Consider the following 14,903-nt stretch of genomic DNA (forward strand, 5'->3'; position numbering starts at 1 on the left):
CCTCGCAGTTCAGGAAGCGTGCGCCGCGGTAAGTCGTTCGGCGGCGTCCCAGAGTTGGCGTTCGCGCTGCGGGGCGTAGGACTCGTCGGACGACTGGGCCACGCGGCCACGGTCGACGTAGTCATGGCAGCGGCCGGAAGCAGCGACGCGGGCACGCTCGACCTCCTCCGCGTCACAGGTGGCCCTACCCCTCCGCACGCCCCTGACCCGGCCGACTATTCGCGCGCGCCACAACAGGCTTCCCCAGTACGGTCGCACGATGGACGATGAGGACGGTTACTTCGGAGAACAGGTCGCGGCCACCTACGACGAATCGTCGGCGGACATGTTCGCTCCCAGCGCCGTAGAACCGGTAGTTGACGTTCTGGAGGGGCTGGCCAGCGGTGGCCGCGCCCTTGAACTGGGCATCGGCACGGGGCGTATCGCGCTGCCGCTGGCACATCGCGGAGTCCCGGTCCACGGCGTGGATCTGTCACGAGCGATGGTCACGCGGCTGCGGGCGAAGCCGGGCGGCGACGCGATCGGCATCACGATCGGCGACTTCGCGACGACGAGGGTGGACGGGACGTTCTCCGTCGCCTACCTGCTCTTCAACACGATCATGAATCTGACGACGCAGGAAGCCCAGGTGGCCTGTTTCCGCAACGTCGCGGCGCACCTGGAACCCGGAGGCTCCTTCGTCATCGAAGTCATGGTCCCCGAGTTGAGAAAGCTTCCCGCCGGGCAGAACGTCGTGCCGTTCCACGTAAGTCCGACGCGGTGGGCATTCGACGTCTACGACGTCGCGACACAGGCGACGAGTTCGAATTACGTCGAGGTCGTCGACGGCCGTGGCACATACCGGTCCATCCCCTTCCGGTATGTGTGGCCCTCGGAACTCGACCTGATGGCCCAGCTCGCCGGGCTGCGGCTGCGCGAACGGTGGGCAGGATGGACAAGGGAGGCCTTCACGAGCGAGAGCCCCCGGCATGTCACCATCTGGGAGAAGCCCGCTGACTGACCACTACGGGGGGCCGCGGCGTGCCCACGGCTCCCCCGCCTCGGTTCAGGCGAGGCTCAGGTTTCGGCGGGGAGGTGGCATTCTTCCGGGAGTTTGCCCTACGCGCCGGGAGCCTACGGCCGTGATCACCTGCGCCGAAGCACAGCGGTACGAACGACTGGTCGGCCGCGCCACCACCCACACGAAGGCCCGGAGTAGAAGCCCCCCAGGTGCAGGGGAGCATGCCCGGGGGCGACCCGGAGTCCATGGGGAGCATCGAGCCCGCTTACCTCGGCTTGAACATGCCGACACGCTGCCGTTGGGCAATGTGCGGGGCCAGAGGGAGCATGGAAGCACGGGTATGCAGAACCGAGGCGGGCGGCGTTGCCTGCAGAGGCCGGCATGTCCTGCCCTGGTGGAGGATGATCTGGGATGACGGCAGAATCCTTCCAGTTCAGCGGTGACGAGTCGGGCCTCGAGCCGTCCCGGCCGATCGGCCTGCTGGATGTGCTGAGCGTGGCCGCGGTGGTCCTGGACGCCGGCGGGCGCATTGTGTTCTGGACCCCTCAGGCCGAGGAGCTCTTCGGCTACACCGCGGAAGAGGCCCTGGGCAAGTACGCAGCGCGACTGTTCATCCACCCGGAGCATCTGGAGGCTGTCCAAGGTCTGTTCGCGGAGGTCCTGGCGACTGGCCGGAGTTGGGCCGGCGCCTTCCCCATCCGGCACAAGGATGGCAGCACCCGCGTGATGGAGTTCCGCAACATGCGGCTGCTGGACGATCGCGGGGATGTGTACGCCCTCGGCATCGCCGCCGACCACACCCTGCTCCAGCGTGTCGAGACCGACCTGGCCCTGTGCGAGCGGCTGATCAACCAGTCCCCGATCGGCTTGGCCCTCATGGATCCCGACCTGCGCTATCTCTTGGTCAACCCCGCGCTGGAGCGCATCGACGGCATACCCGCCGAAGACCACATCGGCCGCCACCTGAGGGAGACCCTGCCCTTCCTGGACGTCGACACCATCGAGTCCGCCCTGCGCCAGGTGCTCACCACCGGAACCCCCCTGCTCGACCAGTTCCACGTGGGCCGCCCCCCGGTCGATCATGACGATGAGCACGACCACGAGCACGAGCACGACCGCGCCTGGTCCCTCTCCTTCTACCGGCTGGAGGACCCCGGCGGGCGGGTCCTGGGCGCCGCCACCTCGGTCGTCGACGTCACCGAGCGGCACCGCGCGGCTACCGAGGCCGACCGGGCCCGGCGCCGCCTGGCTCTCATCGCCGACGCCTCCATCCGCGTCGGCACCACGTTGGAGGTGGAGCAGACCGCCCACGAACTGGCTGAGATCGCCACCCCCGAGCTCGCCGATGTGGTCGCCGTGGACGTTCTCGACTCCGCCCTGGCCTGCCGCCGCTCGCGCAGACCGGACAACGGCCCGGAACTCTTCCGCGCGCTGGCCCTCAAAGCGGCGCATCCCACGGTGGCCCTGCGTGCCGCCGACCCTCCCGGTGACCTCGCCACCTACGGGGGCGACCGCCTGGTCACCCTGTGCGTCCACACCGGCCGACCGGTGCTGGTGCGCCATGTCGGCGACCACGATCTACAGCGCATCGCCCGCGACGCCGAGGCCACCGCGCTCCTGGCCCGCGCCGGCGTCCACTCCTATCTCGCCGTGCCGTTGATCGCCCACGGCGAAGTGCTGGGCGCCCTTGACCTCAAACGCACCCGCAACCCGCTCGCGTTCGACCAGGACGACGTCATCCTGGCCAGTGAGCTCGCCAGCCGCGCAGCCGTGGCCATCGACAACGCCCGCTGGTTCCAGAGCGTGCGCAACACCGCCCTGACCCTCCAGCGCAGCCTGCTGCCCGACCATCCGCCGCACCACACCGGCCTGGAACTCGCCTCCCGCTACCAGCCTGCCCAGAGCACCAGCGAAGTCGGCGGCGACTGGTACGACGTCATCTCGCTGTCCGACGACAGGACCGCGCTGGTCGTCGGCGACGTCATGGGCAACGGCATCGACGCAGCCGCCACCATGGGCCGGCTGCGCACCGCCACCTGCGCCTACGCGGACCTCGACCTCGCCCCGGACGCAGTGCTCCAGCACCTGGACAAAATCACCTGCGATCTGGAGCACTACATCGTCACCTGCCTCTATGCCGTGTACGACCCCCACACAAGGCAGTGTCATATCGCCAACGCAGGACACATGCCGCCCGCGCTCGCCCGCCCCGGCCAGGCCCCCGCACTGCTCGACCTGCCCTCCGGAGCGCCGCTCGGCGTCGGCGGCATCTCCTTCGAGACCACGACGGAGGACCTGGGCCCTGGCGACCTGCTGGTCCTGTACACCGACGGGCTCGTCGAAACCCGGCAACACCCCATCGACGACCGCCTGAACGTGCTCCTCAGCTTCCTCGACGAACCCCACCGGCCGCTCGAAGAGACCTGCGACCTCCTGCTGCACGGCCTGCGCCACCCCGACGACCACGACGATGTCGCCCTCCTCGTCGCCCGGGCCCTCTAGCCGATACGGCCGCCCACCCCGCTGCACGTGGAGCCACAACGTTCTGTACAACACCGCCAACACGGGAAGGGACGATGCCTGTTGACCGCACGCGAATCCAGCGCATCGAGCGCCCACCCAGGCTGATGACCTGGACTGCGTCCGTTCGGGGCCAAGTAGGCCCGGCGCCGATAGCGCAGCGTCTGTGCCGATCACGCTTGGACAGTGTCCGCAGGAGCGGCACCTCCGTGATCAAGGAGAAAAGCATGCCCATCGATACCCTCGAACGATTCCTGGCCGCTCTGAGCCCACGCGCCCGAGAACATGTCCAGCAGCAGCCACGCGAGGAGCAGGAAAAGCTCGCCACCGCCTGGGAAGCAGAGCTGATGCAGGACACTGACCTCGACACACTGAGCGAGCTGTCACCCGCCGCCGCCGAGAGCGAGGCAGCCACACGGGTCTTCAGGAAGCTCTTCGAATAGGTGACATGCGACATCCTGGCGGCCCGCCTTGTACTCTCCGGCCGCCAGGATGCGTCTCACGCGACGCAGCCGCTCGAGCTCGTGACACCATCACGGCAGCAGCCTGTTGATCTCCGCAGTCGCGACGGGCGAGGCCTGGGCGATTTTCCGCGTCGGGGTCGGCGGTGGCCTCGGCGGAAAGACGGACGACGACGTCGTCCAGGTGCGTGAGCAGTTCGTCGGGCGGCAGTCGATGTCGGCCAGGGTGCGTACCGCTGTCCGCAGTCGGCCCATGGTGGCGGCGGCATGGATGCCGTGGCCGACCACGTCGCCCACCACGAGGGCGACCCGGGCACCGGACAAGGGGATGACGTCGTACCAGTCGCCACCGACGCCGGCCTCGGCGCAGGCCGGCAGATAGCGGCAGGCGACCTCCACGGCGGACTGCCGCGGCATATTCCGCGGGAGCAGGCTGCGCTGGAGGGCGAGGGCGGTGGCACGCACGTGCGTGTAGCGCGAGGCGTTGTCGACGGCCACGGCCGCCCTGGCGGCGATGTCCTGAGCAAAGAGCAGATCGCCGTCGTCGAAGAGTTCGGGGTTGCGGTGACGGAAGAACTGGCCGAAACCCAGGGTGATGCCTCGGGCGCGCAGAGGTACCACGAGCCTTGAACGGATTGGGTGGGCACCGACGGCGAGGCCGGGATCAGCGACCGCCGCCGATCCATCCGGGAGGTGGGAGGCGTCGAGGTGGTGGCGAGAGGGCGCCCAGTGTTCAGAGCGCGGTCCGGCGGGGATCCGACCGGGTAGGTGTGGAGCTGCTGCGGGGCAATCGTCGGTTCCGGGGAGCCCTCGGCCACTGACCGCTGGGCGGTCCGGCGCAGCACGAGCGGGCCGGCCGCCGGGGTGTCGTGTCCGTGGAGCGCGTGGTCCAGCAGGTCGACGGTGCGAGGTCGCCGAAGTCCTCGGTGGTGAGGTCCGCCAGCTCCTGGGCAGTGCGTGCGATGTCCAGGGTCGTCCCGATGCGCATGCTCGCCTCGTTGACCACCGACAGCCGCCACCGCAGACGGCGGTCCCGCTCCTCCTGGAACGCCACGACACCCCGCTCCGACGTGCGGTCCACATACTCGGTCGCTATCGCGATCAGCTTGCGTGCCGCCTCGCTGATTAGTTCGGGATCGTTCGTCAGCCGGGGCAACTCCTCGAGCAGCCTGTCGAGGATCACACCCTGCCCGAGGCGAAAGGCCCGCAGCATCGCGCTGACGGGCTTCCCGTGCCGAGCCAGCCGACGCGCACGCTCCGCGTCGGCGACCGGCGGTTCGATCTCGCCAGTCTCGATGCCGCGCTCAAGGGCGACGAGCACGCACGCACGACGGCGGAGTCGACCGCGATGTCCCCGTCGATCTCACCGGTCGTTTCGACGGCGGCCCGGACCGGGTGCGACAGCGGTTCACAGGTTCCGTCGGCCGACCGTGGCCCGTGGCGATCAGCCCGTGCGGCTATCCCCGTCCCGCCTGGTCAGGGCTGCCCGGCGGTGCGACGCTGGGGTTGAGAGGTGTCCGAGGAGGGAAACCCGGGAGGGCCGATGGGACGGGACGTCCCGGCGCTGGTCTTCACCCGCGAGGACCGCCGCCGGTACCGGATCAAGATGCAGGAGTGCCTCGACGCCTTCGCGCAGATGCTGCGCGAGTCACGGTTCGAATCCGAACGGCCCCAGGTGGGGCTGGAGATCGAGCTGAACCTGGTCGACGGCGAGGCAGAGCCGACGATGTGCAACAGCGATGTGCTCGAGGCGATCGCGGACCCGGCCTGGTCCACCGAGTTGGGCCGGTTCAACCTTGAGATCAACATTCCGCCCCGCCGTCTGACGGCGGGCGGCCCCGACGCCTGGGAGTCCGAGATACGCGCCGCGCTGAATCACGCGGAGCAACGCGCCAGGTCGGTCGACGCACATCTGATCATGATCGGAATCCTGCCTACCCTGCGGGAGGAGGACATCGGCGAGGCGGCGCTGTCGGAGAACGCGCGCTACCACCTGATCAACGAGCAGGTCTTCGCGGCTCGGGGCGAAGACCTCCTCATCGAGGTGGACGGCGTCGACCGGCTGCGGACCTACGCGGACACGATCACCCCCGAAGCCGCGTGCACCAGCACCCAGTTCCACCTCCAGGTGTCCCCGGAGGAGTTCGCCGATTACTGGAACGCGGCGCAGGCGATCGCCGGGGTCCAGGTCGCGCTGGCGGCCAACTCCCCGTTCCTGTTCGGCAAGGAACTGTCGCACGAAACCCGTATCCCGCTGTTCGAGCAGGCGACCGACACCCGCCCACAGGAGATCAAGGTGCAAGGGGTGCGGCCCCGGGTGTGGTTCGGAGAGCGATGGATCAACAGCGTCTTCGACCTCTTCGAGGAGAACGTGCGCTACTTCCCGGCGCTGCTGCCCCTGTGCGACAAGCAGGATCCCGCGGAGACGCTGGACCGCGGCGACATCCCCGAGCTGGCCGAGCTCACCCTGCACAACGGCACCATCTACCGCTGGAACCGCCCGGTCTACGCCATCGCCCACGACAGACCTCACCTGCGGGTGGAGAACCGTGTGCTGCCCGCCGGCCCGACCGTCGCCGACACCCTCGCCAACGGCGCCTTCTATTACGGGCTCACCCGAGCCCTGGTGGAGGAAGACCGGCCCGTGTGGTCACGGATGTCCTTCTCGGCCGCCGAGGACAACCTGCACACGGCGGCGCGGCACGGCATTGATGCGCGGCTGTACTGGCCAGGGATGGGCGAGGTGCCGGTGCCCGAACTCGTCCTGCGCCGTCTGCTGCCTCTGGCGCATCGGGGGCTGCAGCACTCCGGCATGGACGAAGCCTGGCGCGAGCCGTTGCTCGGCATCATCGAGCAGCGGTGCGTCACCGGACGCAACGGAGCGGTCTGGCAGAAGGAGATGTTCCACCACATCGACGCCACCACCCATGCCGGCCGTCACGAGGCCCTGCGGCGGATGACGCAGCAGTACATCGACTACATGCACCTCAACGCCCCGGTCCACACATGGCCGGTCGACTGACGGAAGTCACTGACGGAGTTCATCTCCGCGGCGGCGGTGGTCGATTGTGGCCGTGAGAAGCGGCAACGCCCGACGGTGAATTCTGGCAACCGTCGAGCATGGCCTGCCGGTGCTCAAGGACCGGATCCGGGGCCTGGTGCCGGCCTCTCGGCCGACCGGCCGGCGAGGGCGAGCCGGTGGCGCCCTCGCCGGCCATCCGCGCGACGAGGTGCGCGCCGACCGTTGATCACGCGGCGGACAGCACCGTATGGATTTTGAGGGCGAGGTGGACCTGCAGCGCCTGGTCGCCGTGGCGCCAGTGCGGGCCGAGCAGCGAGGTGACGCGGTCGATGCGCTGGTAGAGGGTGTTGACGTGGATGTAGAGCTCGGCAGCTGTGCGGCCCAGGCCGGTGTCGCAGGCGAAGTAGGTGAGCAAGGTGCGGGCGAGCTCGCCGCCGCGTGCGGTGTCGTAGTCGAGGACGGGACCGATGGTGCGGCGCACGAAGCGGTGCAGCTCGTCGCGGCCCGTCTGATGGAACAGCAGGCCGTAGACACCGAGTTGGCTGGGAGAGGCGCCTTCCCCGTCGCGGTCGAGCGCGAGCAGGACATCCAGGCAGCGGGCCGCGTCGTGGTGCGCTTCGACGATGGCGTCGACGCCGGGCGCAGCCGTCGCGGCGCCGACCGTGACCGGGCTGTCCACGGCCCGTGACAAATGGTCGGCCAGGCTGCGGGCGGCCTCGTCCGGGTCCGGGTCCTGCGGCAGGAGGACAACCGTGTCGCCCCGGTATTCGCCCGCGAGACCCCGGGCATGGGCGGCGTACGAGGCGGCGGCATCCGCGATGCGTCGCCGGTGGGTGCTGTCGCGGCAGCGGGCGGCGAACACCGTGTGCGGCCGGAGGAGGTCGAGGCCCACCAGGGTGGCCCGGCGCCACAGGCCTTCCCGGTTCCGATGCGGGGAGCCGAGGAGGTCCTCGAGGATCTCGCCGCGCAGCCGGTGCTCGGCCTCGGCGACGGTGCGTTCGCTCAGCAGCATCAGCGCGGTGACGAGCGCGGCGCGCTCCAGGGAACGCACACCGGAAGCGTCCAGGTGGTCGCGGACGAGCAGCAGTACGCCCAGGAGTTCGCTGCCGGCGACGATGGGGGTGGCGCAGGCGGCGGATCCGTCGGCGCCGGCCGGGATACGGCGGGTGCGGCGGGCGTCCGTGCTCAGCACCCGGGCGTCGCGGACGGCGTGGGCGGCCGGGCACGGATCCGGGAGCGTTCCTTGGCTGCGGGCCTGTTCGACCAACGGGTCGTCGCCGGCGGCGGCCATGGTGCGGCCGCGAGGGTCCAGGACGAGGATGCTGCCGCCGAGGACTTCGGCGAGGGTCTGGGCCACATCGGCCATCCCACCGCCGTCGAGAACGATGGTGGTGAGCCGCTCGTGCAGGGCGGCGGTGCGCTCGATCGATTCGCTGTGGGCGCGGATGACGCCGTTGGCTTCGGTGAGTTCGTCGACGGCTCTGCGGACGTCCTGGAAGAGGGTGGCGTTCTCGATGGCGATGGCGGCATGGTTGGCGAGCGAGACCAGCAGGGCCACTTCGTGGTCGGAGAAGGGACGGACCCGGCGGTTGGCGGCGAACAGGACACCGATGACGTTCTCGCCGAGTTTGAGGGGTACTCCCTGGATGGAGATCAGCCCCTCGCCGCGCACGACGTCGTCGATGCTGTGCTCGAAGCGCAGGTCGCCGAAGTAGTCGGGGGTGTTGTAGGGAACCGCTGTCTTGGCCACGAGCCCGCCGAGGCCTGCGCCCATGGCCAGCCGGGCCTGCTTGAACGCGTCCGTGCGGATTCCGTCGGTGACCCGCATGTAGGTGTCGCCGCGTTGGCTGTCGTTGAGCATCAGATAGGCCACGTCGGTGCCGAGCAGCGCGTGAGCCCGGCGGACGATGGCCTGGAGCACGGCCTCCAGATCACGCAGTGAGGACAGGTCGCCCGCAGTCTCGTAGAGCGCACCGAGTTCGTCCTCCCGGCGCCGGCGCTCCTCCAGACGACCGCGTACCTGCAGGGCGTCGTCGACCAGCGGGGCCAGCCAGGGCCGGTCCTGCTCGGGGCATCGCTCGAGGAGGGCTTCGTACTCGCTCGGCGCGGCGTCTTCGCGCAGCAGGCGCAGCAGCCGCGCCGCAGGCTCCACATCGGCCCGACTGTGTGTGGTCGTCGAGTGCACGGATGCCTCCTGGGTGTTCCGATACGCGTTCCCGCCTGCGATGTTCGCTGTCCCGGCCTGGTCTGCACAGATCTACGACGACACCGGCTGCGACGAGTCGTCGTGGTCGTGCTCCAGGCGTGGTTCCGGGTCGGGTGTCGGGGACCCGGCCCGGGGGCGAAGCACGTGCGCGAGCGTGCCCCACACTCCTCGGCGGAAGAGCAGGACGACAACGATGAAGACGCCGCCGGTCACCAGGCCGGTCTCCTCGAAGCCGGAGGTGGACAGCCAGTCCTCCAGACGGACGATGGCGCCGGCTCCCAGCAGGCTGCCCCACAGCGTGCCCATGCCGCCCAGGACCGTCATCACGACGACTTTGCCGGAGGTCGTCCAGTACACCTCCTGCAGTGAGGCGAAACCGTGGTTGACCGCGTACAGTCCGCCCGCGAGGCCGGACAGGAACGCGGAGACGGTGAAGACGACGAGCTTGTAGCGGTCGGCGGGATAGCCCAGGGCACGCGCACGGGCGGGATTGTCGCGCACGGCGGCGATCACCCGGCCGAACGGCGAGTGGGCGATCCGCCAGGCCGCGGCGAGGCCGAGCAGCACCACCGGCAGGGCCGCGTAGTAGAAGACGAACGAGTCCGACAGGTCGAAGCCCGGCAGGTCGCGCGGGATTCCCTGCAGACCGTTCTCGCCGCCCGTGACATCGCCCCACTGGTTGGCGATGAAGTACACCATCTGCGCGAAGGCCAGGGTGACCATGGCGAAGTAGATGCCACTGCGCCGGACCGCGAGAAACCCGATGGGCAGGGCGAGCAGCGCGGCGGCCCCCGCGCCACCCACGACGGCCACATAGAACGGCAGTCCGCTGTGCAGGGCGATCAGCCCGGTGACGTACGCCGAGCTTCCCCAGAACGCCGCGTGACCGAAGGACAACAGCCCGGCATGACCGAGCAGCAGATCGAACGCGACGGCGAACAGGCCCCAGCAGAGGATGTCGGTGGCGACCGGCGGATACAGGCTCCAGGGCAGGCCGAGGGCAACGAGCAGCCCAGCGGCGAAAAGGCCCCACCGGATCCAGGCCGGGCGGCCGTGCAGCTTGTCGAGGAGGGTGAGGATCATGCGTGTTCCTCCTTGCCGAACAGTCCGGCGGGCCGGACCAGCAGCACGACGGCCATCAGCAGATAGACCGAGGTCTGGGAGAGGACGGGGACGTAGAGGTTGCCGAGCGCCTGGAGCATGCCGATGGTGAAGCCGGCGAGCACCGAGCCGAAGACGGAGCCGAGGCCGCCGATGACGACGACCGCGAACACCGTAATGATCAGGTCGCTGCCCATACCTGTGTTGACCGCCCGCATGGGTGCGGCGAGCACCCCGGCGAGGGCCGCGAGCCCGACGCCGAAGCCGAAGACCGGCGTGACCCAGCGTCCGGTGTCGATGCCGAACGCCCGGGTGAGCTCGGGGCGTTCGGTGGCCGCGCGCACGATGGTCCCGATCCGGGTGCGGGTGAGCAGCAGCCACACGGCCAGGCAGAGGGTGACTGAGACGGCCAGGACGAACACCTGGTAGCGCGGGAAGTCGAACAGGCCCAGGTCCATCGAGCCGGTGAAGGGACCACGCTCGTACGGCTGGGAGTGCGCGCCGTACTTCATGCGCAGCAGGTCCTGGCAGACCAGTGCGATGCCGAAGGTGAGCAGGAAGTTGTAGAGCGGGTCGAGAGCTGTCAGGCGGCGGATCAGCAGCCGTTCGAGGAGGGTGCCGGTGACGGCGAGGGCGAGGGGGACGAGCAGCAGGGCCCACCAGAAGCCGAGCCCTGTGGTGTCGGCGAGGGCTACCGCGCCGAACGCGCCGAGCATGTAGAGGGCGCCGTGGGCGAAGTTCACCACGCGCAGCATGCCGAAGATGACGGCGAGGCCGAGCGCGAGCAGGGCGTAGAAGCTGCCGCTGACCAGCCCGTTGAAGGCCTGTTGGAGGAACGAGGTCATGGGTGGGTCCCGTCTTCGGCCGGTGGCCTGCCCGTGGGGCTCTGTCGTGCGGCGGGCGGGCCACCGGGCCCTGGTGGTCAGCTGAGGTGGCAGTCGGGGGAAGGCTTGTCGAATGCCTCGGCCGCGGGGATGGTCTTGACCGGCTCTGTGTAGTCACCGGGTTCGCTCGCCTTGGCCGGGTCCTTGACCTTGGCCAGGTAGGCGTCGTGAACGATCCGGTGGTCCTCGGCGCGGACGGTGGCGTTGTGGGCGAAGAAGTCGCTGAACTTGGTGCCGTCCAGTTCCTTCGAGACGTCGGCTGCCTTGTCACTGCCCGCTTTCTGCGCGGCCTCCAGATAGTGCGTCGCTGCCGAGTAGTCGGCCGCTTGGACGAAGGTGGGCCGCTGTCCTGTGCGTTCCTTGAATCGGTCGGCCCAGGCCTGCGCCTTGGGGTCGACATTCCAGAACCAGGCAGTGGTGAACATCGTGCCGGCCAGTTTGTCCGCGCCGATGGCCTTGATGTCGCTGTCGAAGAGCAGGCCGATGGCCAGCTCGATTCCTTTGTCCTTCAGTTTGAACTGCTGGTACTGCTTCACGACGTTGGCCAGATCACCGCCGGCCTGCAAGGCTCCGAGCACGTCCGGCTTCGGCTTCAAGCGCGGTGCCTTGAGCAGGAAGGTGGAGTAGTTGTCGCTGGGGAACGGCGTGGGGTCCTTGGCGACGATCTTGCCGCCCGCGCCCGCGATGGCCGTCTCGAACTTCTTCTGCATGTCCTGCCCGAAGGCGTAGTCCGGGTAGATCGTGTACCAGTTCTTGCCGCCCTGTGCGGTGACGGCGTCGCCGGTGCCGTGCGCCAGCATGTAGGTGTCGTAGGCCCATTCGTAGGTGTACGGATTGCAGGTCTTGCCCGCGAGTTCCGTGGTGGCGGCCCCGGTGTTGAAGTACAGCTTCTTGGCCTGGCCGGCGACGGTCTGCACGGCGAGCGCCGCCGACGAGGTCGGCACGTCGAAGAGCGCGTCGGCCTGCTTGCGGTCGTACATCTCGCGGGCCTGGGTGTTGGCGATCTCCGGCTTGTTCTGGTGGTCGGCCTTGATGACCTCGATGTTCTGGGTGACGGCCTTGTCGCCGTACTTCTTCTTGAAGTCGTCGACGGCCATCTGCACGGCCTGTACCGAGTTCGGTCCCGCAATGTCCGCGTACACGCCGGACAGGTCGGTCAGTACACCGAGCACGATCTTGTCGTCGCTGACCTTCCCGCCGCCCGAGCTCGGTCCGCCGCCCCCGCAGCCTGCGAGCAGTGCCCCCACGGCGGCTGTGGCCACGACCGTCGACAGCCTGTGCTTCATCTGATTCCTCCGTGGATACTCCACCCTTTTTGGGCGGAAGGGAACGGGACTCCTACGGAGCTGAGGGAAGGAATAGCTGATTCGCCGTCAGGGCAGATCGGCGTCCACCTTCCAACTGCCCGCAGGGAGTTACGAGTTGGTTTGCTAGTTTGTGGGATGTGGCCACTCACGTGAGGCGGGCGTATCGGTACCGCTTCTATCCGACTGATGTGCAGGCGGCTGAGTTGTCGCGCACGTTCGGGTGTGTGCGGAAGGTCTACAACCTGGCGCTGGCCGCCCGTACCGAGGCGTGGGCGCGCAAGGAGCGGGTCAGCTACAACGCCACGTCGGCGATGTTGACGGCGTGGAAGAAGACCGAGGAGCTGGCCTACCTGTCCGAGGTGTCCTGCGTGCCGTTGCAGCAGTGCCTGCGGCATCTGCACGGGGCGTTCGTCAGCTTCTGGGAGAGGCGGGGCAAGTATCCTCGTTTTAAGTCCAGGAAGAAGTCGCGCCGCTCGGCCGAGTACACGTCGTCGGCGGTCGGGTACCGCAACGGCGTTCTGACGCTGGCGAAGATGACGGAGCCGCTGGATATCGTGTGGTCGAGGCCTCTGCCCGAGGGGGCGGTGCCGACGACGGTGACCGTCTCGCAGGACGCGGCGGGCCGCTGGTTCGTTGCGATGCTGTGCGAGGACCTGAACCTGAAACCGCACGCCGTTACAGACGCGGTCGTTGGGGTCGATGCGGGGATCACCAGCCTGGTGACGCTGTCCACCGGGGAGAAGGTCACCAACCCGACGTTCGAGCGCAGGGACCGGGCGCGCCTGGCGAAGGCGCAGCGGGAGCTGTCCCGCAAGGCCAGGGGCGACGGCGCGAACCGGGCCGAGGCGCGCCGCAAGGTCGCCCGGATCCATGCCCGTATCGCCGACCGGCGCCAAGACCACCTGCACGAATCCATCCTCCTCATGCGTACGTCCCGAATGAGCGGGGTGACGGGGTGTCACAGTCCGAGATAGGCGAGGAGTTCGCCCTCGCGCCGGCGTACGTCGGTGTTGTCGAGCGACTCGACGACGCGGCCCTGCGCGAGGAGGTAGTGCCGGTCGGCGACGGTGGAGGCGAAGCGCAGGTTCTGCTCCACGAGCAGAACCGACACTCCGTGCTCCTTGGCCCCGCGCAGAATCTCGCCGATCTGCTGCACGATCACCGGAGCCAGGCCCTCGGTCGGCTCGTCGCACAGCAGTACGCGTGCGCCGGCGCGCAGGACCCGGGCGAGCGCGAGCATCTGCTGTTCACCGCCGGAGAGCTTGCCGCCGGGGAAGCGGCGGCGTGCGGCGAGCACCGGGAAGGCCTCGTAGATCCGGGACAGTGGCCACGCGGAGCGTGGGGCGGCCGGCGGCAGGGTCAGGTTCTCCTCGACGGTCAGGCCCGCGTAGATGCCTCGGTCGTCGGGCACATAGCCGAGGCCGAGCCGGGCCCTGCGGTGCGCGGGCGCCGTCGTGATGTCCCGGCCCGCCAGTGCCACCCGGCCGGTCATCTCACGGTGCAGGCCCATGGCGCAGCGCAGCAGGGTCGTCTTGCCCGCGCCGTTGCGGCCGACGAGGGTGACGACCTCGCCCTCGCCGACCCGCAGGGACACCTCGTCCAGGGCCGTGGCCTCGCCGTACTGGGCGCTGAGGTCCTTGATCTCAAGCAACGTCGGCCCCCAGGTACGCCTCGACGACCCGTGGATCGGTCTTGACCCGGTCGTAGGGGCCCTCCACGAGCACTTCGCCGCGCTGCAGGACCGTGACAGTGTCGGCGAGCGAGCCGACGACGCTCATGTTGTGCTCGACCATCACCACGGTGCGTCCCTCACGGATCCGGTCGACGAGGGCCACGGTGCGGTCGATGTCCTCCAGGCCCATGCCGGCCGTCGGTTCGTCGAGCAGCAGCAGCGCGGGATCCAGGGCGAGGGCGAGGGCCAGTTCCAGGGCGCGCTTTTGTCCGTAGGGAAGGTTTCCGGCGGGCCGGTCGGCGAGATGCGCGAGCCCTACGTCGCCGAGGAGTTCCAAGGCACGGCCGGAGAAGCGGCGCATCAGTTTGTCCGTGCGCCAGAACCGGCGGCCGAGACCGGTGCCGGACTGGAGCGCGAGCTCGACGTGTTCCCTCGCCGTCATCTGTTCAAAGAGGCTGGTGACCTGGAAGGAGCGGGCGACGCCGAGGCCGGCGATACGCTCCGGCGGCTGTCCGGTGATGTCGTGTCCGTCGAAGGTGATGTGCCCGCTGGTCGGCTTGAGAAATCCGGTCAGCAGGTTGAACAGGGTTGTCTTTCCTGCTCCGTTGGGGCCGACGAGCGCGTGGACCGTGCCCTCGGCGACGCTCAGGTCCACCGCGCTGACGGCGCGGAATCCCTGGAACTCCTTGGACAGGCCTTGGGTGACCAAAATGGCGCGCGGTTGTCTCAT

12 protein-coding genes and 1 pseudogene are annotated in these 14,903 nt (G+C 69.0%); 5 read left to right on the forward strand and 8 right to left on the reverse strand.

The features are described from left to right. The first annotated feature begins 259 nt into the window (after positions 1-259). From ACZ4RZ_RS45240 to ACZ4RZ_RS45250, 3 genes are all read left to right on the forward strand, one after another. Positions 260-1,000, forward strand: coding sequence for a class I SAM-dependent DNA methyltransferase (locus tag ACZ4RZ_RS45240; RefSeq protein WP_467753402.1), 741 nt, complete (start codon positions 260-262; stop codon positions 998-1,000). Positions 1,001-1,411: 411 nt separating this feature from the next. Next, a complete protein-coding gene (locus tag ACZ4RZ_RS45245) occupies positions 1,412-3,502 on the forward strand; it encodes a SpoIIE family protein phosphatase (protein ID WP_467753403.1) in 2,091 nt (696 codons plus the stop codon). 245 nt (positions 3,503-3,747) lie between these two features. Continuing rightward, positions 3,748-3,963: a hypothetical protein gene (locus ACZ4RZ_RS45250; RefSeq protein ID WP_467753404.1), complete on the forward strand. Its 216-nt coding sequence runs from the start codon at positions 3,748-3,750 to the stop codon at positions 3,961-3,963. Between the two features lie 90 nt (positions 3,964-4,053). Here ACZ4RZ_RS45250 and ACZ4RZ_RS45255 read toward each other — a convergent pair whose 3' ends face one another. Together ACZ4RZ_RS45255 and ACZ4RZ_RS45260 are read right to left on the reverse strand one after the other, a co-directional pair. Continuing rightward, positions 4,054-4,602 (reverse strand): PP2C family protein-serine/threonine phosphatase, encoded by a 549-nt coding sequence (locus tag ACZ4RZ_RS45255; protein ID WP_467753405.1) that lies wholly within the window; start codon positions 4,600-4,602, stop codon positions 4,054-4,056. Positions 4,603-4,714: 112 nt separating this feature from the next. After that, positions 4,715-5,302, reverse strand: coding sequence for an RsbRD N-terminal domain-containing protein (locus ACZ4RZ_RS45260; protein ID WP_467753406.1), 588 nt, complete (start codon positions 5,300-5,302; stop codon positions 4,715-4,717). A 222-nt stretch (positions 5,303-5,524) separates the two neighbouring features. On the opposite strand from ACZ4RZ_RS45260, the gene ACZ4RZ_RS45265 reads away from it, so the two are divergent. Next, positions 5,525-7,003, forward strand: coding sequence for a glutamate-cysteine ligase family protein (locus ACZ4RZ_RS45265; RefSeq protein ID WP_467753407.1), 1,479 nt, complete (start codon positions 5,525-5,527; stop codon positions 7,001-7,003). A gap of 226 nt (positions 7,004-7,229) precedes the next feature. On the opposite strand, the gene ACZ4RZ_RS45270 is transcribed toward ACZ4RZ_RS45265, so the two are convergent. The 4 genes from ACZ4RZ_RS45270 to ACZ4RZ_RS45285 all read right to left on the reverse strand — a co-directional run bounded on the left by ACZ4RZ_RS45270 (position 7,230) and on the right by ACZ4RZ_RS45285 (position 12,480). Then, positions 7,230-9,188: a helix-turn-helix domain-containing protein gene (locus tag ACZ4RZ_RS45270; protein WP_467753408.1), complete on the reverse strand. Its 1,959-nt coding sequence runs from the start codon at positions 9,186-9,188 to the stop codon at positions 7,230-7,232. Positions 9,189-9,260: 72 nt separating this feature from the next. After that, entirely contained in the window at positions 9,261-10,292 is a 1,032-nt protein-coding gene (locus ACZ4RZ_RS45275) for a branched-chain amino acid ABC transporter permease (protein WP_467753409.1), read from the reverse strand. Further along, positions 10,289-11,155, reverse strand: a complete 867-nt coding sequence (locus ACZ4RZ_RS45280) for a branched-chain amino acid ABC transporter permease (RefSeq protein ID WP_467753410.1) — start codon at positions 11,153-11,155, stop codon at positions 10,289-10,291. The genes ACZ4RZ_RS45275 and ACZ4RZ_RS45280 overlap by 4 nt, the downstream gene beginning before the upstream one ends. 77 nt (positions 11,156-11,232) lie before the next feature. Beyond that, positions 11,233-12,480, reverse strand: coding sequence for an ABC transporter substrate-binding protein (locus ACZ4RZ_RS45285; RefSeq protein ID WP_467753411.1), 1,248 nt, complete (start codon positions 12,478-12,480; stop codon positions 11,233-11,235). 158 nt (positions 12,481-12,638) lie between these two features. Between ACZ4RZ_RS45285 and ACZ4RZ_RS45290 the strand changes: the two are divergent. Next, positions 12,639-13,412: pseudogene (locus tag ACZ4RZ_RS45290) on the forward strand (RNA-guided endonuclease InsQ/TnpB family protein); the annotation flags it as partial. A gap of 47 nt (positions 13,413-13,459) precedes the next feature. On the opposite strand, the gene ACZ4RZ_RS45295 reads toward ACZ4RZ_RS45290, so the two are convergent. Together ACZ4RZ_RS45295 and ACZ4RZ_RS45300 are read right to left on the reverse strand one after the other, a co-directional pair. Further along, a complete protein-coding gene (locus ACZ4RZ_RS45295) occupies positions 13,460-14,152 on the reverse strand; it encodes an ABC transporter ATP-binding protein (RefSeq protein ID WP_467753412.1) in 693 nt (230 codons plus the stop codon). Further along, complete coding sequence (locus tag ACZ4RZ_RS45300) at positions 14,145-14,903, reverse strand: ABC transporter ATP-binding protein (protein ID WP_467753413.1); 759 nt, start codon at positions 14,901-14,903, stop codon at positions 14,145-14,147. The genes ACZ4RZ_RS45295 and ACZ4RZ_RS45300 overlap by 8 nt, the downstream gene beginning before the upstream one ends.

The organism is Streptomyces sp. NPDC027189 (assembly GCF_055566975.1).